18 protein-coding genes are annotated in these 20,568 nt (G+C 69.4%); 5 read left to right on the plus strand and 13 right to left on the minus strand.

Annotation, left to right across the window (positions count from 1 at the left end; translation table 11 throughout):
* Positions 1 to 83: 83 nt before the first annotated feature.
* From ACZ6ZD_RS33985 to ACZ6ZD_RS34000, 4 genes are all read right to left on the minus strand, one after another.
* The gene (locus ACZ6ZD_RS33985; protein ID WP_465678380.1) at positions 84 to 3,518 is read right to left on the minus strand and encodes a S8 family peptidase; all 3,435 of its coding nucleotides are present in this window, start codon (positions 3,516 to 3,518) and stop codon (positions 84 to 86) included.
* 84 nt (positions 3,519 to 3,602) lie between these two features.
* Positions 3,603 to 4,721, minus strand: coding sequence for a CU044_5270 family protein (locus ACZ6ZD_RS33990; RefSeq protein WP_465678382.1), 1,119 nt, complete (start codon positions 4,719 to 4,721; stop codon positions 3,603 to 3,605).
* Complete coding sequence (locus ACZ6ZD_RS33995) at positions 4,721 to 5,350, minus strand: RNA polymerase sigma factor (RefSeq protein WP_465678384.1); 630 nt, start codon at positions 5,348 to 5,350, stop codon at positions 4,721 to 4,723. The genes ACZ6ZD_RS33990 and ACZ6ZD_RS33995 overlap by 1 nt, the downstream gene beginning before the upstream one ends.
* 179 nt (positions 5,351 to 5,529) lie before the next feature.
* Positions 5,530 to 5,853 (minus strand): hypothetical protein, encoded by a 324-nt coding sequence (locus tag ACZ6ZD_RS34000; RefSeq protein ID WP_465678386.1) that lies wholly within the window; start codon positions 5,851 to 5,853, stop codon positions 5,530 to 5,532.
* 139 nt (positions 5,854 to 5,992) lie between these two features.
* On the opposite strand from ACZ6ZD_RS34000, the gene ACZ6ZD_RS34005 reads away from it, so the two are divergent.
* Together ACZ6ZD_RS34005 and ACZ6ZD_RS34010 are read left to right on the plus strand one after the other, a co-directional pair.
* Positions 5,993 to 6,307: an STAS domain-containing protein gene (locus tag ACZ6ZD_RS34005; protein ID WP_465678388.1), complete on the plus strand. Its 315-nt coding sequence runs from the start codon at positions 5,993 to 5,995 to the stop codon at positions 6,305 to 6,307.
* A gap of 74 nt (positions 6,308 to 6,381) precedes the next feature.
* A complete protein-coding gene (locus tag ACZ6ZD_RS34010; protein WP_465678390.1) occupies positions 6,382 to 8,364 on the plus strand; it encodes a protein meaA in 1,983 nt (660 codons plus the stop codon).
* Here ACZ6ZD_RS34010 and ACZ6ZD_RS34015 read toward each other — a convergent pair.
* On the minus strand, positions 8,361 to 8,846 hold the full coding sequence (locus ACZ6ZD_RS34015; protein WP_465678392.1) for a pyridoxamine 5'-phosphate oxidase family protein: 486 nt from the start codon (positions 8,844 to 8,846) through the stop codon (positions 8,361 to 8,363). The genes ACZ6ZD_RS34010 and ACZ6ZD_RS34015 overlap by 4 nt on opposite strands.
* A gap of 79 nt (positions 8,847 to 8,925) precedes the next feature.
* Between ACZ6ZD_RS34015 and ACZ6ZD_RS34020 the strand changes: the two genes are divergently transcribed.
* Both ACZ6ZD_RS34020 and ACZ6ZD_RS34025 read left to right on the plus strand, forming a co-directional pair.
* Entirely contained in the window at positions 8,926 to 10,794 is a 1,869-nt protein-coding gene (locus ACZ6ZD_RS34020) for a hypothetical protein (RefSeq protein WP_465678394.1), read from the plus strand.
* Between the two features lie 111 nt (positions 10,795 to 10,905).
* Complete coding sequence (locus ACZ6ZD_RS34025; protein ID WP_465678396.1) at positions 10,906 to 11,889, plus strand: helix-turn-helix transcriptional regulator; 984 nt, start codon at positions 10,906 to 10,908, stop codon at positions 11,887 to 11,889.
* Between the two features lie 33 nt (positions 11,890 to 11,922).
* On the opposite strand, the gene ACZ6ZD_RS34030 is transcribed toward ACZ6ZD_RS34025, so the two are convergent.
* Together ACZ6ZD_RS34030 and ACZ6ZD_RS34035 are read right to left on the minus strand one after the other, a co-directional pair.
* Positions 11,923 to 12,624: an isocitrate lyase/PEP mutase family protein gene (locus tag ACZ6ZD_RS34030; RefSeq protein WP_465678398.1), complete on the minus strand. Its 702-nt coding sequence runs from the start codon at positions 12,622 to 12,624 to the stop codon at positions 11,923 to 11,925.
* A 7-nt stretch (positions 12,625 to 12,631) separates the two neighbouring features.
* A complete protein-coding gene (locus ACZ6ZD_RS34035) occupies positions 12,632 to 13,087 on the minus strand; it encodes a carboxymuconolactone decarboxylase family protein (protein ID WP_465678400.1) in 456 nt (151 codons plus the stop codon).
* 46 nt (positions 13,088 to 13,133) lie between these two features.
* Between ACZ6ZD_RS34035 and pdxR the strand changes: the two genes are divergently transcribed.
* Entirely contained in the window at positions 13,134 to 14,513 is a 1,380-nt protein-coding gene (gene pdxR / locus ACZ6ZD_RS34040) for a MocR-like pyridoxine biosynthesis transcription factor PdxR (protein WP_465678401.1), read from the plus strand.
* On the opposite strand, the gene mmuM is transcribed toward pdxR, so the two are convergent.
* From mmuM to ACZ6ZD_RS34070, 6 genes are read right to left on the minus strand one after another with little or no spacing between them, the layout of a single operon-like run.
* The gene (gene mmuM, locus ACZ6ZD_RS34045) at positions 14,487 to 15,374 is read right to left on the minus strand and encodes a homocysteine S-methyltransferase (RefSeq protein ID WP_465678403.1); all 888 of its coding nucleotides are present in this window, start codon (positions 15,372 to 15,374) and stop codon (positions 14,487 to 14,489) included. The genes pdxR and mmuM overlap by 27 nt on opposite strands.
* Positions 15,364 to 16,260 (minus strand): FAD-dependent oxidoreductase, encoded by an 897-nt coding sequence (locus ACZ6ZD_RS34050; RefSeq protein ID WP_465678404.1) that lies wholly within the window; start codon positions 16,258 to 16,260, stop codon positions 15,364 to 15,366. Before ACZ6ZD_RS34050 ends, mmuM begins: the two co-directional genes overlap by 11 nt.
* A 43-nt stretch (positions 16,261 to 16,303) precedes the next feature.
* Positions 16,304 to 17,371 carry an esterase-like activity of phytase family protein gene (locus tag ACZ6ZD_RS34055; protein ID WP_465678406.1) on the minus strand — a complete coding sequence of 356 codons (1,068 nt, stop codon included), beginning with the start codon at positions 17,369 to 17,371 and terminating at the stop codon, positions 16,304 to 16,306.
* A 31-nt stretch (positions 17,372 to 17,402) separates the two neighbouring features.
* Complete coding sequence (locus ACZ6ZD_RS34060; protein WP_465678408.1) at positions 17,403 to 18,725, minus strand: enolase C-terminal domain-like protein; 1,323 nt, start codon at positions 18,723 to 18,725, stop codon at positions 17,403 to 17,405.
* Positions 18,722 to 19,627, minus strand: coding sequence for a 5-dehydro-4-deoxyglucarate dehydratase (kdgD, locus tag ACZ6ZD_RS34065; RefSeq protein ID WP_465678410.1), 906 nt, complete (start codon positions 19,625 to 19,627; stop codon positions 18,722 to 18,724). The genes ACZ6ZD_RS34060 and kdgD overlap by 4 nt, the downstream gene beginning before the upstream one ends.
* Positions 19,628 to 19,678: 51 nt before the next feature.
* Entirely contained in the window at positions 19,679 to 20,557 is an 879-nt protein-coding gene (locus tag ACZ6ZD_RS34070) for a LysR family transcriptional regulator (protein ID WP_465678412.1), read from the minus strand.
* Positions 20,558 to 20,568: the final 11 nt, after the last annotated feature.

Raw genomic sequence — 20,568 nt, forward strand, 5'->3', positions numbered from 1 at the left:
ACCGACATTAGTCACTGCTGTGGATTTCCCAAGGCCTGGCGGCTCGAAGCCCCTCAACCGCGAGCCGCCAGGTGCTCCTGGGATTACTTCACTTCGTAGGCCCGCTTGATGGTCTGGTCGACCTTGTTACCGGCCGCATCCCGGGCCTGCGCCCGCAGCGTGACGTAACCGGCAGCCGAGTGGTCCAGCGCCGCCGTCCAGGTTGCGGTGCCGGTTCGGCGTACTGACACCTGCTGCCAGGTCTTGCCGTCGTCGAACGATGCGGACAGCTCCAGCGCGACGATCGGCCGCTTGGGTGCCAGGAACGCCGTCTGCACGGTGACCGGGAACTGGAACCGGCCCTGCGGCGCATAGTTCCGGTCGTCGAGCTCTGGTGTGTAGCGGACGTTCAGCAGTGGCAGTGCGGTGTTCACGCCGTCCGGCGTGCGCTGCGAGCGGAAGGTCCACTTCGAGGCGATCTCCGGCGACAACCTGGTCCAGTCGGCGGCCCGCTTGGTCACCTTCGTCAGCTCGTACGTCGCCGCATCCGGCGGGACGGCGAACGTCTGTACTGATGGTGAATCGGTCGCACCGATCTCCCGCCCGTCGCGGGCCAGCGTCGTCCGTTCCGATGCCAGACCGGTGTCGCCGAGCCGGTCCGGGTGACCGTCGGCGAACGACGGCACGTAGATGCTCAGGCTGTCGCCGTCCCGCGCCGACCACGGCCGAGCCTTTCGGCCGGGGTTTCCGATCCGGGAGTCGGCCAGGCTCGGTCCGAAGACCCCGCGCTGCCAGTTTTCCTTGGTCGTCCGCCCAGCGGGGTACGACCGCGCGGGGGAGTCCAGCACGGTCAGGTAGTCGAAGCCCGCCTCCTCGCTGTACCGGTAGACCTCGTTCGAAGCGCCCCACAGCACGTTCTTCGCGGTGTAGTACTCGTTGCGCCGGAACGGCAGCGTCATCCCGACCGAGGGTGTGAAGATGAACGCCGGCACCCAGGTGCCGTCGCCGTTCTGCTGCGGCAGCGTCGGGTAGCTGTAGTTGTTGGCGCGGTATCCCGGCTCTCCGGCGTACGACGCGTCCACGTGCGCGTAGTCGGCCGGAGCAGTGACCAGCGACGGTGCAGCGGGGACGTTGCCGCCCGGCCAGATGGCGGAGTCGTGGTAGAAGTACGGGCTGTCCAGGAAGAGCTCCCCGCTCGGGTCCGGCCCATCGGGCATGCCCACCCAGACGGCGTGGGCGTACATGGTGAACCCCTTGCCGGTACCGGTCTTGCGCGGGACGACGTACAGCTTGGGCACGTAGTTCGCGTTGCCGCCGTTGATGAGTCCGACACCGCCGGTGTACGACCAGTCGTCGATCTGGCGCGCTATGCCGACTCCTGTCGACGCTGTCGTCGCGTCGGTGACCGGAGCCTTCAGAGCGATCCCGCGGGCGGCGCGGCCGTCGAGAGTGATCGGTCCGCCCTTGTCGAGGACCAGGTCCGGCTCGGAGTAGTAGGTGCCTTCCTGATAGCCGTAGCCGTTGTCGTTGAACTTCGCCGCGAGACCGTCAACGATGTAGCGGCCGGCCGGCAGCTCGACCTTCTCGCCGGCCGGGACGAAGTGCCAGACCATGCGGTCGGGATCGACCAGATAGGCGCCGGAGAGGTGCTGCTCGTCGTTGCGGGCCGGTGCGCCGGTCCGGTCCAGCATGTTCAGCGTGTACTCGTGGGTGGTGACCTCTTTACCCACTCCGATCGTGGTGCGGACGGTCGACCCGTTGCCGGTGGCAACGAGCCAGGCGGCGTGCGCGCCTTCGGCCTCCGGACCAGAGGTGTCAGCAGTGACGTCGACGGTCGCACTGCCGTTGGCCGGCACCAGAAGGGACGTCGTGCTCAGCCGGAACAACTTGGCGCCATCGAGCCGCAGCGACAGCCGAACCGGTTGGGAGCTGTGGTTGAAGTACGTCACCGGCTTGGTGACCGGCTTGTCGTCGTCGTGCGGTGCTTTCTGCAGCCCCAGGCTCAGATTGCTCGGAATGGCCAGCACCGGCTGCTTCAGCGCGCTGGCGACGTCCACCCGGCCGGCGCCTTGGCTGTAGATGCCCTGGTCGCGCAGGTACAGCGAAGAGCCCATCAACGCGGACTTCAGCTGCGGCGCCTTCCAGTCCGGGTGCGCCTGCGCCACCAGCGCAGCCGCACCGGCGACGTGCGGCGACGACATCGACGTCCCCGAGAGGTCGGCGTACGAGTCGTTGATCGCGAACGGGTCCAGCGGGGTGTTCGCGGCCCGAGCGGCGACGATGCGGCTGCCGGGCGCCGTGATGTCCGGCTTGACCGTGAGGTCCCCGAACCGCGGGCCCTGACTGGAGAAGTCGCTGCGGGTGTCGGACTTCGTCACCGACGCGACCGCCAGGGCGGCGTCCGCCGCGGCCGGTGTCGACACCGTGGTGTCCACGCCGAAGTTGCCCGCCGAGATGACGAACAGCGCACCGGTACTAGCGGTCAGCTCGTTGACCGTCTGGGACAGGATGTCGGTGCCGTCGGTCGGACCGGCGCCGATACTCATGTTGATCACCCGGGCGCCGGACTTCGCGGCCCACTCCATCCCGGCGATCATCGCGGAGGTCTCGCAGTTGCGAAGGCCACAGACGCGGCCGATCATCAGGTCCGCCTCCGGTGCGACGCCGCGGTACTTGCCGGCCGAGGCGGCGCCGGTGCCGGCGACCGTCGAGGCGACGTGCGTACCGTGACCGGCCTTGTCGACCGGCGATTCGTCGTCCGCGACGAAGCCCTTGGTCGCCACCACGCGGTCCTTGAGATCGGGGTGCGTCGGATCCCAGCCGGTGTCGAGGACAGCGACCTTGACGCCCTTGCCGGTCAGACCGGCCTTCCAGGCGGTCGGTGCGCCGATCTGCGGGACGCTGCGGTCGAGGAGCGGTGTGGCGCCGCCGTCCAGCCAGAGCTTCTGCACAGTGCCGGCCAGACCGGTGCGGCGCTTCGCCTGGGTGCTGTTCAGCCAGTTCCACCACAGGTCGCCGGCCTGCTTGCGGTCTTGACCGATGGCGACCGCGTCGATGCTCGGCAGTTCGCGCTTGACCTCGGTGCCCTCCGGCAGCGCGGACCGGACTGCGCGGGCCGTGCCGTTGGCTGCGTACTGGACCAGCAGCGGTAGCTGCGGCGCGGACTTGTCGTCCAGACCGAGCTTGTCGAGCAGTGCAATGTCGAACAGCCGAGAGTCGATCACACCGGCGTGCACGAGTGGCATGGCGTCCAGCGGGACGACCAACTGCTGCGTCTTGAGCGACAGCTTGTGGAACGCCATCGGTCCGCGGCCGGTGCCGGGACGGACGTCGACCGGTACGACGCCGGTAGCGGTCCGCCGGGCGATCACCTTGTCGCCGGTGACCAGGGTGAAGGTCAGCGACGACAGGTCGCTCGACGCGGACGCCGTCGTACCGGGGGCGCCGGCGCCGACAGCGGGCGGGACGGCGGCGGCGAGGCCGACCAGAGCGACAGCTGTCGCCGCGGCAACGGCCTTGTGTGGGCGGAATCTGGGCAAGAGGTCACCTCTCGGGGAAGGGCGTTTCCGGGCAGGGTGAAGCGCGGTACCGGCCAGACGGCCGGTACCGGAATCAGAAGTGCGTCAGCGGATGCTGGTCGAGGGCGGCTTCGGCCGCTCGTTCGTCCAGCCGGACTCGAGCACGATGTCCGCGCCGTCGACCTTGATGCCTTGGTTCAGCGAGGCGAGCAGACGGCCGTGGACGGGGTCGATGATGTAGTCGATGCGGCCGTCGCTGTACAGCGTCGGCTGCGCCCCGGGCTTGACCCGCCCGTAGTCGAGCTTGAGCGAGATCTTGGTGCCGACGCGTCCGAGCGGGTCCTTGACGTTCTGCTCGATCGTCACGCCGGGAATCGTCGAGAGTACCCGGAGGAGGGCACCACGCAGCTTCGGCGGGGACGGCGCCTCGAACAGCAGCCGCCCGGCCGAGGAGTACAACTCGTGGTGCAACAGCGCCTGGTTGCTCGGGTCGGCGCCGCGGGCCAGCAGCGCGCGCAGCTTGACCGGGTCGGTCGGCAGTGCAGCGATCTGCTGGGCTGTGAGCGGCTTGCTGCCGGTCACGTAGTAGCCCGTAGGCACGTCCTGGAAGGACATCTCGTTGACTACGGGCCGAGTGGGCTCGTAGGTGATCGGATTGGCCAGCTCGCTCTGCTCCCAGGACTTCGGGGAGCCCTGCGCACGCCACTTGGCCTCGTCGGCAGGTGTCGCCGGCCGGTAGCCGAGCTCGGTCCAGCCGAACCAGGACTTCGCCCCTGGCTCCATCGGCATCCAGCGCTCGGTGATCGACTGCCGCTTCAGCGAGTACCTCGGGTTCCCGACGCGGGTCCCGGCGTCGACGTGCAGCATGCGGACCCGGAAGTACTTGCCGGAGACCTTCTCGTCCTTCTCCTGCTGCACAGCGGCCGCGAGCAGCGCCTCACTGGCGCTGGCCAGCTTCGGCGGCGTCAGAGTCGCCGGTGCGACACCGACGTCCCCGCTGGTGTCGCCGTTCAGTAGCGGCACGCCGAGGGCCACGACGGTGACGACAGCCGTGGCTCCGGTGACGGCAGTACCGATCCAGCCGATCCGCGCCAGCGTCGACCGGCTGCGGTTCTGCTCCTCGCTGATCAGAGTCTGCAGCTTCCGCCGGGCCGCGGCGGACGCCTCGGGCGTCGGACCGTCCTGCTCCGGGTAGGCGTTGCGAATGGACTCGAGCTCGTTCATCAGGAGTCACCTGCTGTCGGATCGGTGTGGCCGAGGGACTCGCGGATGACGCGCCGGGCCCGGGACAGTCGCGAGCAGACTGTCCCGTAGGCGATTCCGAGCGCGGCTGCGACCTCGTCGTACGTGAGCTGGCCGAGAGCTACCAGTAGCAGCACCTCACGGTCCTTGGTGGAGACTTTGGCCAGTGCGGCAGCCAGCTCCCGGCTGACGCCCTGCGCGGTCACCTGGGCGGCGACGCGCTCTTCGTGCCCAGTAGTCGGTTCTGGCAGCGGCAGCTTCGCCGTGGCCCGCCAGGCTCGCACCTCGTTGCGGCGGTGCCGCCGGATCAGGTTGGTCGCGATGCCGTACAGCCAGGCCCGGACGACGCCGTTGCGGCTGTTGAACCGCTCCCGCTGCCGGAACGCGATCAGAAACGTCTCCGCGGCCAGGTCGTCGGCGATGTCGCTGCCGAGCCGGCGGGCGACGTACGCGTGCACCTGGCCGAAGTAGGTGTCGAAGATCTGCGTGAACCGGTCCGGCTCCCGGACCGACGCCTCCAGGGCGCGGCTGTCCTCGTCCGAGGTCTCCACCGGTGCGGCGGAGACCCGCCCGGGGAAGACTATGGCCGCCAGGGCCACGTCGGGCGTCATCGCACTCCTCGTGTCTGCTGGGTCGCCGCCAAGCGGCTCGCCCTGTTCTTGCCCGATGTCCCCAAGACCCTTCTCGTGACCCCGATCACACCTGCCCGGCGCCCGGGCCGGCGGCGGGTAGACGCGCGAGGACGCCGTTCGGAGGACAGCGAACGGTCAGGAAATTGCCAGGAACGGGCTCAGCGGGTGTCCAGCAGGCCACGGGCGGCCTGTTCGTCCTTCGGCCAGACGTAGACCGTCCAGCCGTCCCTGGTCCGGGCGGTGGTCGCCTTGATCCCGAAGTCCTTCAGCTTGGACACCGCGATCCGCGCCTCGTTGTGGCTGCGCTCGGTGCGGACGTCGATCAGCAGGCCGAACGAGTCCCGCCGGGCCGGGCCGTCCTCGATCCGGCGGACCAGCGAGCCGCCCTTGGCCTTGGAGAACGCCCAGCGGCACAGCAGCACCATGACCACCGCCAGTGCGATGGCCACGACCGGGAACAGGAAGTACCGCTCGGCGAACACACATCCATTCTCCACCGGTACTGAAACAAAATGTCCTGACCCCTTGGCAACCATCCGTGTCCCCGGGGAGTCTTTACCAACACACGCTGCAACAGCGGCCGAGGACTCGGGGGCCGCCGAAAGAGCGGAGGGCACGGACATGCACGCACCGACCCATGACAACGTCGTACAGCTGACCGGCATCCTGGACGTGCGCACTGTGGGCGACGTCCGGCAGACACTCAACCATCTGATCGACACCTCCGAGGGCGACGTGATCGTCGACCTCGAGGCCGTGGACGCGGTCGACGCGACCGGTCTGGGTCTCCTGGTGGCGACCCACCGCCGGACGCAGCTGCTCGGCCGGCAGCTCGTCCTGTGGCACCCACTGCCATCCGTGGTGCGGATCCTGGCGGTCACCCGCCTGCATCGCATCCTGCACGTCGAACGGACGCCGCTGCCGATCAGCGCCTGATGTGACGCAGCCCCCTCGTGACACGAGTCACGAGGGGGCGACTCACAAGGGCACACAGTCCTACTCTCGAGTACATGGCGAGCCTTGAGCGGGATCGGCCGTGGGTGATGCGGACGTATGCGGGGCATTCGTCGGCGGCTGAGTCGAATGCGCTGTTCCGGCGGAACCTGGCCAAGGGCCAGACCGGGCTGTCGGTCGCGTTCGACCTGCCGACGCAGACCGGGTACGACGCGGACCACCCGCTGGCCAAGGGCGAGGTGGGCAAGGTCGGGGTGCCGGTGGCGCATCTGGGTGACGTACGCGCGCTGTTCGACCAGATCCCGCTCGCGCAGATGAACACCTCGATGACGATCAACGCGCCGGCCATGTGGCTGCTGGCGCTCTACCAGGTCGCCGCGCAGGAGCAGGGCGCTCTGCCCTCGGAGCTGACCGGTACGACGCAGAACGACATCGTCAAGGAGTACCTGTCCCGCGGGACGTACGCGTTCCCGCCGGACGCCTCGCTGCGGCTGACGACCGACCTGATCGCCTACACGGTCGCCAACGTCCCCAAGTGGAACCCGATCAACATCTGCAGCTACCACCTGCAGGAGGCCGGGGCGACGCCGGTCCAGGAGCTGGCGTTCGCGCTGTCGACGGCGATCGCAGTACTGGACCGGGTGCGCGACGGGGGACAGGTGCCGCCGGAGCGGTTCGGCGACGTCGTCCAGCGCATCTCCTTCTTCGTGAACTCGGGTGTCCGGTTCATCGAGGAGATGTGCAAGATGCGCGCCTTCGTCCAGCTGTGGGACGAGCTGACGCTGGAACGGTACGGCGTCACCGACGCGAAGGCGCGCCGGCTGCGGTACGGCGTCCAGGTCAACTCGCTCGGCCTGACCGAGGCGCAGCCGGAGAACAACGTGCAGCGCATCGTGCTGGAAATGCTCGGTGTGACGCTGTCGAAGAACGCTCGGGCCCGTGCGGTCCAGCTGCCCGCGTGGAACGAGGCCCTCGGTCTGCCGCGGCCCTGGGATCAGCAGTGGTCGCTGCGGATGCAGCAGGTGCTCGCCTACGAGTCGGACCTGCTCGAGTACGCCGACATCTTCGACGGCTCCCATGTCGTCGAGGCGAAGGTTGCCGAGCTGGTCGAGGGCGCCCGCGAGGAGATCGATCGGGTGCAGGCGATGGGCGGTGCGGTCGCTGCGGTCGAGAGTGGCTATCTGAAGCAGGCTCTGGTGGCGTCGCATGCCGAACGCTGGCAGCGGATCGAGTCCGGTGAGCAGGTCGTCGTCGGCGTCAACAAGTTCGAGAACACCGAGCCGTCGCCGCTGACCGCTGATCTGGACACTGCGATCCAGACGGTTGATCCGGCCGCGGAGCAGGCAGCTCTGGCCTCGCTGCGGGATTGGCGAACGCAGCGGGACGCCGAAGCGGTGGAAACCGCTCTGGTGAAGCTGCGCGAGACTGCGAAGGGCAGCGAGAACCTGATGCCCGCGACGCTGGAGTGCGTGCGTGCGGGGGTCACCACTGGTGAGTGGGCCGGTGTGCTGCGGGAGATGTTCGGCGAGTACCGCGCTCCGACCGGAGTGTCCGGCTCGGTTGGGGTGTCGGCCGGTGGTGAGGCGATTGCCGCGGTGCGCGAGAAGGTGGCGAGCACGTCCACCGAGCTGGGTGGACGGCTGCGGTTCCTGGTCGGCAAGCCCGGTCTGGACGGTCACTCGAACGGCGCCGAGCAGGTCGCCGTCCGGGCTCGTGATGTCGGTTTCGAGGTGATCTACCAGGGCATCCGGCTGACACCGGAGCAGATCGTTGCGGCTGCGGCCGCCGAGGACGTGCACTGTGTCGGGCTGTCGATCCTGTCCGGCTCGCACATGGAGCTGGTCCCGGCCGTCGTGGCCGGCCTGCGTGAGGCCGGCCACGAGGACGTCCCGGTGGTCGTCGGCGGCATCGTCCCGGACGCCGATGCCAGAGCGCTGCTCGCATCCGGAGTAGCCGCCGTCTACACGCCGAAGGACTACGACCTGACCGGAATGATGTCCGACATGGTCGATGTCATTCGGCGGGCCAACAAGCTCTAGGCGCTCTTGGCCCGGATGACGTCCTCGACGGACTTGGGCAGCGTGGTCTCGAAGTCGAGGAGCTTGACCCAGGTGGGCGTGACGGTGATGACGACCATCTCGGTGTAGAGCGCTTTCACACCGGCCTCCCAGTCCGGGTACTGCTCGTCGGTCATCACCTTGTGGCCGGCGTGCAGGTAACCCGCCGGGATGCTCTGGACCAGCTCCAGCTCGGCCGTGCCGCGGATCAGCAGCACCTTGGGCGGGAACGAGCCCTTGTCGATCGTCAGCGCGACCTTCGGGTTCTTCTTCAGCGCGGCGACCTTGGCGGACTTCGGCAGGGTCGCGATCTGCAGCTGGTCACCGTGCACCCAGAAGCCGATCGGGATCACCCGCGGGTCGCCGTCCAGCCCGTTGTAGGCGAAGCGGGCCGGCTCGGGGCCGTTGAGGAGCTGCTGCGCGTAGGGCTTGGCGAGGATCTCGGCGATCAGTTCGGGGGTCATGTCGGTTCCTTCCGTTGAGGTGCTGTCAGCAGTGAGACGGAGCCGCCGGACGGTCCTCGACATCGTTAGGTTGGCAATTGTGGAGAATTTCGGATTCGGTCCCGGAACGGTCCAGGTCGCCGAGGACGGCACCGTAGCCGGGGTGACGCACCCCGACGGTCGCCAGGTGCTCCTGGACGGCGAACAGCACGCCTGGGGCAAGGGGTTCGTGGTCTCCGACCACGGCAGCCACCGGATCGGCACTCCGGCGCTGGTGCGCTGGCGACAGACCGGGATCGACCTCCTCTACCAGCTGGGTGAACTGGAGCTCCGCGTCGGCCGCCGCTTCGGCGAGCACTGGACAGAGACGTACGAACTCCGCAACACCGTCACCGAGCCGGTCGAGATCGGCTCGCTCGCGGTCAGTACGCCGTACCGGGACATCTACCGGTCCAGCCAGGAGAGCCTCACCGGTGCGGTTCATGCGCACGTCTGGACCGGGGGAGCGGACGCCTGGGTCTGGGCGGTGCCTATGTCCGGTGGTGGGCCCGGTCTGGGGCTGCAGCTCAAGGAGGGTGCGCTCTGGGCGTACTCCGTCGAGTCGCGCGACGCGAGCACCAGCAGCAACATCCGTGGCCACATCTACCTGCACGTCACCGACCACGCCCGGGCTCCGCACGCCATGGGCGGACAGCCGGTCATCACGCTCGCACCGGGTGCGTCGTACCGCTGGACGTGGCAGCTCGGTTGGTACGCCGATCTGCCGGCCTTCCACGCCGACCGGCAGCCGCTACTCGACGCCGACCGGCTGGCGGCTGAGGTGGGCGAGACGATCGAGCTCCGCGGCCACGAGCCGGTTACCGCGGACAGTCCGGGCTTGAAGTACGTCGAGACGCCCGACGGCCGCGCGCGGATCGCGCTGCTCTTCCATGAGCCACTACAGGTCATCGCGGAACGCCGAGTGCGGTTCATCCTCGACCGTCAGCGCCGACCAGAGCTGTCGGACAGTCGCCGGTACGCATTCGTCCCGTACGACGTCGACAGCGGGCTCACCGTCGTCTCCGGCACCTGGCGTGACTGGTCGGACGGCCGGGAGCGCGTCGGCATGGCCCTCCTGCTCCAAGAGGTCCGCGACCAGGGGTGGGGCGACCGCAGTGAGCTCGACGAGGCGTTGGCCGGGTACGAGCGGTTCGTCCGTGAGTATCTGGTGGACGCTGATGGCACAGTCCAGGAAGACAGCGACAACCGCGGCCACGTGCGGCTCTACAACTTCCCTTGGTTCGCCCGCTTCCTCCTCAGCCAAGGGGACCGCGAAGGCGCCACTCGAGTGCTCAACCGGTACTACGAGCTTGGCGGCGACCACTTCCTCGCCTTCGACCTCGGTCCGCTGCTGGCCGAGCTAGGACTGCACGAGCACCTCGTCCGGCACGCACGCACCTTTGTCGAGTACGGCGACGCGTTGCCACCCCATGAGGTCAACTACGAGCAATCGATGGTTGCACCGCTGCTGGAGCTGCTGGTCTGGGCCCACCGCGTCGCACCGGACCAAATCGACGCGTCCGAGCTCACCCGGCGGCTGCCATGGCTGACCGCCTTCGCAGCCGACCAGCCGGACGTACGCCTCCGGCACGTGCCCATCCGGCACTGGGACGGCTACTGGTTCGGCCGCCTCCGGCTCTGGGGTGATGTCTTCCCGCACTACTGGTCCATCCTCAGCGCCGCCGTGTACGCCGCCTGGCCGCGCGAGCTGGTCAGCAAAGACCAGGCGGCCTGGCTGGACGCCGCCGCGGACGCCGTCCTGCGGGCGAACCTGGTCAACTTCGCACCGGACGGCTCGGCGACCTGTGCATTCGTCTACCCGAGTTGCGTGAACGGCCAGCCCGCCCACGTCGCCGACCCGCTCGCCAACGACCAGGACTGGGCGCTGGTCTACGCACTCTGGGCTGTTAAGAAGACCACAAGTGAGTGAGATGACACCGGCAGCTTACGAAAGATAGCTACCTGAGCAGGGGTCACCGATGGTAACTTCGCGACATCGACCGCCACCGCCCGGGTGGCCGATCTTGGTGGGGGATGTCGCGTGGTTGCCAATGTCTCCGCCGGCTTCGGCCGGCAGCCGCAGAATCTGTCCGAACACGAGAAACTCGTCCGCGAACTACTGCCGGTCGACGTCGCCGAGGCCTACCTCGAGCTGACGTACACCGGCGCCCGGGTGACGCACCTGGGCGACCCGACCGACCAGGAGCTGCTGAACCGGCAGCTCGCCTATGTGCAGCCCGGCCGGAACACTCCGGTCATCCGGGCCGTCGATCCGCTGATCGCTGTGACCGGCCTGCTGACCCAGGTCCATCACGAGCTCACCAAACAGCACGGCCGGCTCCTGCAGGGGTACGTCGCCGCGGCAGAGATGCACCAGCAGCAGTTGCACGACCGCCGGTCGGATCACGTGCCGTCGGTGCTCGCCCAGGTCATCACCGACCCCGACGAGCTGACTGCACGCTGGACGACGTCCATTCAGACCGTCCAGTGCACCTACCGCTCGATTGTCACCGGCGAAGGCCCGGAGCCGGTGCTTCCGGCGCCGATCAACGGCCGGTGCGACACCATGAAGTTCCGTGAGCTCTGTACGCCGGAGTACCTGGCGGACCGTGGTGCGCAGACCGCTCTCGACGCCGGAGTCGACGTCCGGACGACGCGCGAGCTGCCGACGCGCCTGGTGATCGTGGACGACCACTTCGCGCTGATCGGGCTTGCGGGCGGTGGCAGCACCGGTGCGGTGCTGGTGCGTTCGGCCGCAATGGTCGCTGCGCTGACGCAGTACTACGACCAGCTCTGGGAGACGGCCACACCAGTCATCCAGAACGAGACAAAGGGCCTGAGCGGCACAGAGCGCGAGGTGCTGCGGCTGCTCGTCCACGGGCTCAAGGACGACGCCATCGCGCGTCACCTCCAGCTCAGCGTCCGTACGGTCCGCCGACACATCGCAGCGATCATGGAGTTCGTCAGTGCGCCGACGCGGTTCGCGGCCGGTGCAGCTGCGCAACGGCTGGGGTTGCTGGACTGAAACGGTGGGCCGCTGCAACGGCCCACCGTCGTTTCAACGCAGGGTCGGCAGCAGGCCCTGCAGGCTCTCCATCAGGTGGCTGTGCACGCTCGTCCCGTAGGACACCCGACGGGCACCTGCGGCGATCAGCTCAGCCGGTGTCGGCCCAGCCGGTGCGGCGTGGGCGTTGATCGGCCCACCGATCTCCGCGACCAGCTCTGGCAGGACGCCGATCGGGGCGAAGATCGGGTAGACGCAGTCCGCCCCGGCGCGGCGGTAGTCCCGGCCGCGTGCGACCGCATCGGCCACGGTCCCTTGGAACAGGAAGACGTCGACTCTGGCGTTGATGACCAGATCCGCACCGGCGGCCGCACGTACCTCGGCCAGGTAGTCGGCGAACTGAGCAGGGTCGGTCAGGCCGCCGCTCCCGGAGTCCTCCAGGTTGCAGCCGACCGCGCCGGTCTCCAACAGTCGCTCGGCGAACTCCTTGGCCGCCAGGCCGTAGCCGGCCTCCATGTCCGCAGTCACCGGTACGTCGACTGCCCGGACGACCCGGCCGACGGCGGTCAGCATTTCCGCGGCCGGAGTCAGCTCGCCGTCGTCGTACCCGAGCACGCGGGCCATTGCGCCGCTGCTGGTGGCTACTGCCGGCGCACCGCTCGCAGCGATGAGCTTGGCGCTGACCGGATCCCAGGCGTTCGGCAGGACCAGTGCGGGCCCGGAGTGGTGCCGGGCCCGAAAGGCTTCCGCAGTCATCGCCGGCTCAGCTCGGGTGGTAGTGGCCAGGAGCCATCTTGCCGGTGACGCCGATCCGGTTCCAGGCGTTGATCGTGATGATCAAGGCGATCAGCTGGGCCAGGTCCTTGTCCTCGAACTGTGCGGCCGCCGCGTCGTACGCCGAGTCCGGCACATGGCCGTCGTGGACCAGCGTCACCGCCTCGGTCAGCTCGAACGCGGCCAGCTCCTGCGCGGTGAACAGGTTGGCGGACTCCCGCCAGACCGGCAGCACGTTCAGCTTCTGCTGCATCCCGCCCTCGTGCAGGTAGTCCAGCGAGTGCATGTCGGTGCAGTACGCGCAGCCGTTCACCTGGGAGGCGCGGGCCCGCACCAGGTGCGCGAGCAGCGGGTCCAGACCGACACCGGCGGTCGCGTCGAGGGCGATCATCGCCTGGTAGAACTCCGGGGCCAGGTTGGCCAGCTTCACACGTCGTGTTGTCATATGACCACCGTAGGCCTGGATCGGCCCAGGTGTATGGTCCACTTCCATGGAGGAATCAGGGGCCAATTCCGGTGCGGACCTGCATCTCGACCTGGCTGCGTCCCGCGGCCGGAGCGACCTGGTCCGCGCGTTGCACGCGTCGATCCGGAGTGGCCGGCTGGCCGCCGGCACGCGGCTGCCGTCGTCGCGATCGCTGGCCAAGGACCTCGGGATCGCCCGGAACACGGTCGCCGACGCCTACGGTCAGCTCGTCGCCGAAGGCTGGCTGACCGCCCGCCAGGGTTCCGGGACTGTAGTCGCCAGCCGAGCGGCTGTGCCCCCGCAGCCGGCCACCACCGTGCCGCAGGAGACGACGTACCGGTACGACCTCCGGCCGGGCTCACCCGACGTGTCGACGTTCCCGCGCGGCGAGTGGCTGGCCGCCGCGCGCAAGTCCTGGATGGCGGCGCCGAACGAGGCCTTCGCGCTCGGTGACCCCCGCGGCCGGATCGAGCTGCGCCGGACGCTCGCCGACTACCTCGCCCGGTCGCGCGGCGTCCGCGCCGACCCGGAGCGCATCCTGATCTGCTCCGGCTACGTCCAGGCGCTCAGCCTGCTCTGTGAGACCGTCAAGAACCTCGGTGGGACGACGATCGGCACCGAGGAGTTCGGCTACGGGGTGCACCGCGACGTGATCCGCGCCCGCGGCCTCCAGCCGATTCCGATCCCGCTCGACGAGCACGGCGCCGATGTGGCCCATCTGGCCGGCCAGGCCGTTCTGCTGACTCCGGCGCACCAGATGCCGACCGGCGTCCCGCTGTCGCCGGAGCGGCGTACTGCGGCGGTGGAATGGGCTGCCGAGACCGGAGCGGTGCTGATCGAGGACGACTACGACGGTGAGTTCCGGTACGACCGGCAGGCCGTCGGAGCTCTACAGGCGCTCGACCCCGAGCGCGTCCTCTACACCGGCACCGCCAGCAAGAGCCTCGCCCCCGGCGTCCGCCTGGCCTGGATGGTGCTCCCGCAACATCTGCTCGAGCCGCTTGTCGCCGCCAAACGCGTCAGCGACTACCAGACCGCCACTCTGGAGCAGCTCGTGCTCGCCGAGTTCATTGCCTCCGGCCACTACGACCGGCACGTTCGACGCTCCCGGCTGCACTACCGCCGGCGCCGCGACCGCCTCGTCGAGCTGCTCGCCGTCCGCGCTCCCAAAGTCGAGGTCGCCGGTATCTCCGCCGGCATGCACGTTCTCCTCGACGTCCCCACCGACGCCGACGACATCGTCGCCCGCGCCGCTCGCCAAGGCCTCGGCCTCGCCTCGATGTCCACCTACCACCACGCCCCGACGCCCACCACCCGCCAAGCCGTCATCGTGGGGTACGGCACCCCACCCGATCACGCTTACCCGGGCGCTCTCGACCTACTTTGCCAGGTGCTGGGCGTCTAAGGCTTTCGCCAACTCACTGATCTGAGCGGGCCCAACCTGGCAGCAGCCGCCGACGTAAGCCGCGCCGGAGGCGACCCAGGTCGGAGCGAGGGCGGCGAAGTCGGCCGGGCTGCCGGTCCAGCGCCGGGCTTCGGCGTCCCAGGTCTCGCCGCTGTTGGGGTAGGCGACCGCGGGGCGCCAGGTGACCGCGACGGCGCTGGCGACGGCTGCGCGGACGTCGCCCGGGGCGCAGCAATTGATGCCAACAGCAACGATCTGCGGGACGGCGGTGAGCGCGAAAGCGTCGGCGAGCGGCTGACCGGCGCGGGTCGCGCCGTCAGCGGCGGAGTAGGCGAACCAGGCGGGGAAGTCGAGCTCGCGCAGCAGCTCGACGAGGACTTCGGCCTCGTCGAGATCCGGGATGGTCTCGATCGCGAGCAGATCCGGACCGGCGTCGATCAGCAGCTCCATCCGCGGGCCGTGGAAGTCGCGGAGGGCGGACGCCGGGACGCCGTACCGGCCGCGGTACTCCGAGCCGTCCGCGCGGAAGGCGCCGTACGGGCCGACCGAGGCGGCCACCAGCCGGTCGTCGTCGAACTCGTCCCGAACGTCGCGCGCGATCCGCACACTCGAGCTGATCAGCCGCTCCGCCTCCGGCGCCGGGACGCCGGCCTGCGCGAAACCGGGCACGCTCGCCTGATAGCTCGCGGTGGTCGCCACCATCGCGCCCGCCGCGAAGTACGTCCGATGGACGGCGGCGATCTCGCCGGGGGCGTCCTTCAGCAGCCGCGCCGACCAGAGCGCGTCGGACAGGTCGTGGCCGCGATCCTCGAGGGCGTTCGACATCCCGCCGTCGAGGATGATCGGACGCTCAGCGCCCATTGGCCAGCGCCAGCACCTCGTCGGCGCAGCCCCACGACAGCGTCACCCCGGAGCCGCCGTGTCCGTAACAGTGGATGACGTCGCCGACCAGCTCGCATCGAACCTCCGGCCGGGTCGGCCGCAGCCCCACCCGCTCCCGCAGGACGGTTGCCGTCCGCAACTGGGGCACGAAGGTCGCCGCCCGCGCCAAAATCGCCTTACTGCGCTCGGGATCCGGCGCCAGCGTCCAGTCTCCGGCCTCGCTCGTGCCGCCGACGATCACGTCGTTCGACCGCGGAACGACGATGGTGTCACCCGCAATCAGCCACTCGGTCAGCCCACACTGCGCGACGCTCAGCACCTGCCCGCGCACCGGCGTGACCGTCGAGTCGGACGCCGTCAGCCGCGCGCCCAGCCCGGCGCAGTTCACCACCAGATCGGCCGAGCTCGGCAGGCCGGACAGCGCGGCGCGCGTCAGCGTCCCACCGGCGGCCTCCAACCGCTTCACCAACATCGGCAAGTACATCGGCATCTCGACGACCGGAGTCGTGAACGCCAGCCCATCCGCGAACCCGACCGGCGGCGACGCCACCCGGGTCAGATCCGGCAGGACATCTGCCCAAGCCGGCTCCGGCGTCCGCTCGACGTACAGCTCCCGCCCGTGGCGAAGCTGCACCGACGACTCCTGCTCGGCCAGCTTCACGAACTCGTCGTACGACGTCCGCGCCCAGGCGGCCACCCGCTCGACCGGACCGGCCAGGTACGGCGACCAGATCGCCCCGGCCACCGCCGACGTCGTCTCCAACGGCAGATCGCGCGCGATCACCGCGACCTCGTACCCGCTCTCGGCCAGCCGGACCGCACAACTCAACCCGATGACGCCGGCACCCACCACGATCACGCGCATTCACACATTGTCACGTGATCGTGGCGGTTACGCCATGGCGGCCTCAGTGCAGGTCGACGGCCAGCGAGTAGAGCCGGGTGATCTGCGCCGGGTTGATGTTGTCGTCGGACAGCAGGTACAGCTGCCGCCGGCCGCCGGGCAGGTGACCGCCGAGGGCGAGCGCTTCGACGTTGTCCAGCAACGGGTTCGGCTGCGGTTGGTTGGCGACGGCACCGGACGGCGGGCAGTTCACCAGATCGAACAGCAGCTTCTTCCGCAGGAAGACCTTCGACGGCGCATCGGCCAGCGAAGCGCGCCGCGTGACGTCGGTCGCGTGCCGCAGCGAGACGCTGAACACGCGGATCGTGTTGCCGACGCCCGCGACGAACGTCCGCTCCATCGAGACCAGCTGCTGCGGGCTCACCCAGGCCAGCTCGACCAGCGACAGACCGGCGTCGGTCTTGTAGGCGTACTGCGCGGTCGGCTGGTAACCATGCCCCGAGCGGCCCGTGTAGCGGATGATCCGGTTCGCATCAGCGCCGTCCGGTGCGAGCGGCGCCTCCATCCCGGCGAACAGCGACCGTCCGTCCCGGCTGGCGGCGAGCGACTCGAACGTCCCGTTCGAGGCTGCCTCACCGGCCGGCGCGACCTGGAAACGCGCCGGGACCGGCAGCGAGGCGAGCTCCTTGCCGTCCGTGAGCCGGAAACGCCGGATCGACGGCTCCCGCTCGGACGTCGCCAGGATCGTCCGGTTGCCGCGCTCGACGACGAGCCCTTCGCCGTCGAAGTCCTGCCCGTTGTACGGCGTCCCGTCCGGACGCTTCAGGATCGTCATCCCGGTCACGCTCACGGTCGGTTTGCTACTGACCTTCAGCTGGAAGACGCGGGCCGGGGTGGTGAGCACGTTGTCGACCAGCGCGGTCGCGGTGTTCGGGCCGGTCAGGTTCAGCGCCGACAGCCCCGCGACCGGTTGGCCGTCGTACGTCGTCTTGTTCAGCGCGTCGCTGAACCCCAGGAAGCGGGCGTCGGGCGAACACGCGCCGCCGGCCGGCGGGGGAGTGGCGGTCGCGGTCAGGGTGGTGGTCAGAGTGGTGAGAACGACAGCAGTGGCGAGCGGCTTCTGCCAACGCATGCAAGGCTCCTCGATCAACGACGGATGAACATCAGCGCACCAAACAGGGACGCTTCGGATCGAAACTCCAGTCCTTGATCACATACTGCATGGCGATCGCGTCGTCGCGAGCACCGAGTCCATGTTCGAGGTAGCGCTCATGGGCTGCCGCCAGCGCTTCGCGGTTCAGGGTGACGCCCAGACCGGGAGCGGTCGGGACGGCGATCCGGCCGTCGACGATCTGCAGCGGATCGGTCGTGAGGGCCTGGCCGTCCTGCCAGATCCAATGCGTGTCGAGGGCGGTGATGGGGTCGGGCGCGGCCGCGCCGGTGTGGGTGAACATCGCCAGCGAGATGTCGAAGTGGTTGTTGGAGTGTGAGCCCCAGGTGAGGCCGAAGTCCGCGCAGAGCTGGGCGACGCGGACCGAACCGGCCATCGTCCAGAAGTGCGGGTCGGCCAGTGGGATGTCGACGGCGTGGGAGCGGATCGCGTGCGCGAGCTCGCGCCAGTCGGTGGCGATCATGTTCGTTGCCGTCCGCAACCCGGTCGCCCGCCGGAACTCGGCCATCGTCTCGCGGCCGGAGAAGCCGGGCTCGGCGCCGCACGGATCCTCGACATAGGCCAGGACGTCGTCCAGACCGTTGCACAGGGCAATGGCTTCGCGGACCGGCCAGGCGCCGTTCGGGTCGATGGTGATCCGCGCCTGCGGGAAGCGGGCGGCCAGCGCGCGGACCGCCTCGATCTCGCGAGCGCCTGCGAAGACGCCGCCCTTGAGTTTGAAGTCGGCGAAGCCGTAGCGCTCCTGCGCGGCCTCGGCCAGGACGACCACGGCCTCGGGCGTCAGCGCCGGTCGGCGGCGGAGCTGGGACCAGCGATCGGGCCCGGAATCGTCAACCAGGTAAGGCAGATCGGTCTGCGCGGGGTCGCCGACGTAGAAGAGGTAGCCGAGGACCGGTACGTGCGTACGTTGCTGGCCGTCGCCGAGCAGCTCCGCGACCGGGACGCCGACGTACTGGCCGAAGAGGTCGAGCAGCGCGGATTCGACACCGGTCACGGCGTGCACCGTCGTCCGGAGATCGAAGGTCTGCAGGCCGCGGCCACCGGCGTCCTGGTGGGCGAAGGTCGTCGAGATCGTGCGGAGGAGCTGCCGGTAGCGGGCGATCTCCTGGCCGATCAGCAGCTCGGCGGCCGCGGTGATCGTGGCCGCGATCTTCGCGCCGCCGGGGACCTCGCCGAGGCCGGTGTTCCCCGAGCTGTCGGTCACGATGACGATGTTGCGGGTGAAGAACGGGCCGTGCGCGCCGCTCAGGTTGAGCAGCATGCTGTCGTGGCCCGCGACCGGGACGACCTCGACGGAGGCGATCGTCGGCGTCACTTGACGCGGCCGATCAGGTCGGTGAGCTGGGCGAACTCGTCCGCGGTGAGGTCCTGCAAGGGCGGGCGGACCGGACCGGCGTCGCGGCCGATCGCGCGGACGCCGGCCTTCACGATCGAGACGGCGTACCCCTTGGCGCGGTCGCGGATGTCGAGGTACGGGATGACGAAGTCGTTCAGCTTGCGGTACACCGCGTCGCGGTCCTGGGCCAGGACGTCGGCGTAGAAGCCGAGCGCGAACTCGGGGACGAAGTTGAAGATCGCCGACGAGTAGGTGCTGACGCCGAGCTGCAGCAACGGCAGCGCGAAGGTCTCGGCGGTCGGCAGGCCGCCGATGTAGGTGAGCCGGTCGCCGACCCGCGCGTAGGTCCGCGTCATCTGCTCGATGTCGCCGACGCCGTCCTTCAGGCAGACCAGGTTGTCGTTGCGGTCGGCAAGCTCCGCGACCGAGACGTCGGTGAGGATCGCGTTGGCCCGGCTGTAGACGGCGACGCCGAGCGAGGTGCTGCGGCAGACGGCCGAGACGTGCTCGACCAGGCCGCGCTGCCCGGCCTCGGTCAGGTACGGCGGCAGCAGCAACAGCCCGTCGGCGCCCGCGGCCTCGGCGGCGCGCGCCTGCTCGATCGCGGCCGCCGTCCCACCGGTCGCCGGGGCGATCACCGGCACCTTGCCGGCGACCTCGGAGACGGCTGCACGGACGACGGTGTCGATCTCGGCCGGGGTCAGCGAGAAGCCCTCACCGGTCCCGCCGGCGGCGAACAGCCCGGCGACGTCGTACTGGCTGAGCCAGGACAGGTGCTCACGGTAGGCGGTCTCGTTGAAGGTCAGGTCGTCGTGGAACGGCGTGACCGGGAACGAGAGCAGTCCGGTCTTCAGCTGGGCGGCGAGTTCGGTGGGGGTCACCTGGCCAGCGTAGGAAGTCTGGTGGATACCTGTCCAAGACTGCTTTTGGATCTATTGATGCTCTGAGAGCATCGATAACACCCGGCGCAGGACCGGGCTGGTCGACTCCCGCCGCCAGATCGCGTGCAGCTCGACCGGCTCGCCGGGGAGTGCGATCTCGCGGTACGTCACGCCCGGCACGCCGAGATCGAGCGCGGACTCCGGGACGAGCGCGACCCCGCGACCGGCCGCGACCAGGAGGACGACGGTGAGGACCTGCTGCACGCGCTGGGTGATCCGGTGCTGGGAGCCGGCCAGGAAGCGGACCGTCAGCTCGTGGAAGTAGCCGGCGCGCGCCGGGTCGTAGCTGATCACCTGTTCGTCGGCGAAGTCCGCCGCGGTCAGCGTGCGATCGAGCGTCGCGAGCCGGTGGCCGATGGGCAGGACGGCACGGAGCGACTCGCGGACGACGACGCGGGAGTCGAGAAGCGTGGTGTCGAAGGGCGGCCGGCCGAGCGCGAGGTCGAGCTCGCCGTGCAGGAGACCGTCGACCTGCGCCGGGGTGACCCGCTCGTGCAGGATCACGTCGACGTCCGGGAGCTCCTCGGAGATCCGGCGGAGGAACGGGCCGAGGGTGCGGATCGCGGTCACGGCGGTGAAGCCGAGCCGGAGCGTCCCGGCGGCGCCGCTGTCGACGCGGCGGGCGAGGTCGCCCGCGGTCTCGACCAGCGCGAGCATCCGGCGGGCCTCGGTCAGGAACGCCTGCCCGGCCTCGGTCAGCACGACGCGGCGGTTGTCCCGTTCGAGCAGCCGGACGCCCACGGCCCGCTCCAGCTTCTGGACCTGCCGGCTCAGCGGCGGCTGCGTCATGCTGAGCCGCTCGGCGGCGCGGCCGAAATGCAGCTCCTCGGCGACGGCGACGAACGCACTCAGCTGGTCGAGCGAGAACATGATTCCCGAAA

This window comes from Kribbella sp. NPDC104218 (genome assembly GCF_055584105.1).

Excerpts from the sequence above, each read along its gene's own strand:
- ACZ6ZD_RS34055 (WP_465678406.1), bottom strand. The coding sequence starts at position 17,371 with ATGCGTTGGCAGAAGCCGCTCGCCACTGCTGTCGTTCTCACCACTCTG.
- ACZ6ZD_RS33990 (WP_465678382.1), bottom strand. The coding sequence starts at position 4,721 with ATGAACGAGCTCGAGTCCATTCGCAACGCCTACCCGGAGCAGGACGGT.
- ACZ6ZD_RS34070 (WP_465678412.1), bottom strand. The coding sequence starts at position 20,557 with ATGTTCTCGCTCGACCAGCTGAGTGCGTTCGTCGCCGTCGCCGAGGAG.
- ACZ6ZD_RS34030 (WP_465678398.1), bottom strand. The coding sequence starts at position 12,624 with ATGACTGCGGAAGCCTTTCGGGCCCGGCACCACTCCGGGCCCGCACTG.
- pdxR (WP_465678401.1), top strand. The coding sequence starts at position 13,134 with ATGGAGGAATCAGGGGCCAATTCCGGTGCGGACCTGCATCTCGACCTG.
- ACZ6ZD_RS34005 (WP_465678388.1), top strand. The coding sequence starts at position 5,993 with ATGCACGCACCGACCCATGACAACGTCGTACAGCTGACCGGCATCCTG.
- ACZ6ZD_RS34035 (WP_465678400.1), bottom strand. The coding sequence starts at position 13,087 with ATGACAACACGACGTGTGAAGCTGGCCAACCTGGCCCCGGAGTTCTAC.
- ACZ6ZD_RS34050 (WP_465678404.1), bottom strand. The coding sequence starts at position 16,260 with ATGCGCGTGATCGTGGTGGGTGCCGGCGTCATCGGGTTGAGTTGTGCG.
- mmuM (WP_465678403.1), bottom strand. The coding sequence starts at position 15,374 with ATGGGCGCTGAGCGTCCGATCATCCTCGACGGCGGGATGTCGAACGCC.
- ACZ6ZD_RS34015 (WP_465678392.1), bottom strand. The coding sequence starts at position 8,846 with ATGACCCCCGAACTGATCGCCGAGATCCTCGCCAAGCCCTACGCGCAG.
- ACZ6ZD_RS34010 (WP_465678390.1), top strand. The coding sequence starts at position 6,382 with ATGGCGAGCCTTGAGCGGGATCGGCCGTGGGTGATGCGGACGTATGCG.
- ACZ6ZD_RS33995 (WP_465678384.1), bottom strand. The coding sequence starts at position 5,350 with ATGACGCCCGACGTGGCCCTGGCGGCCATAGTCTTCCCCGGGCGGGTC.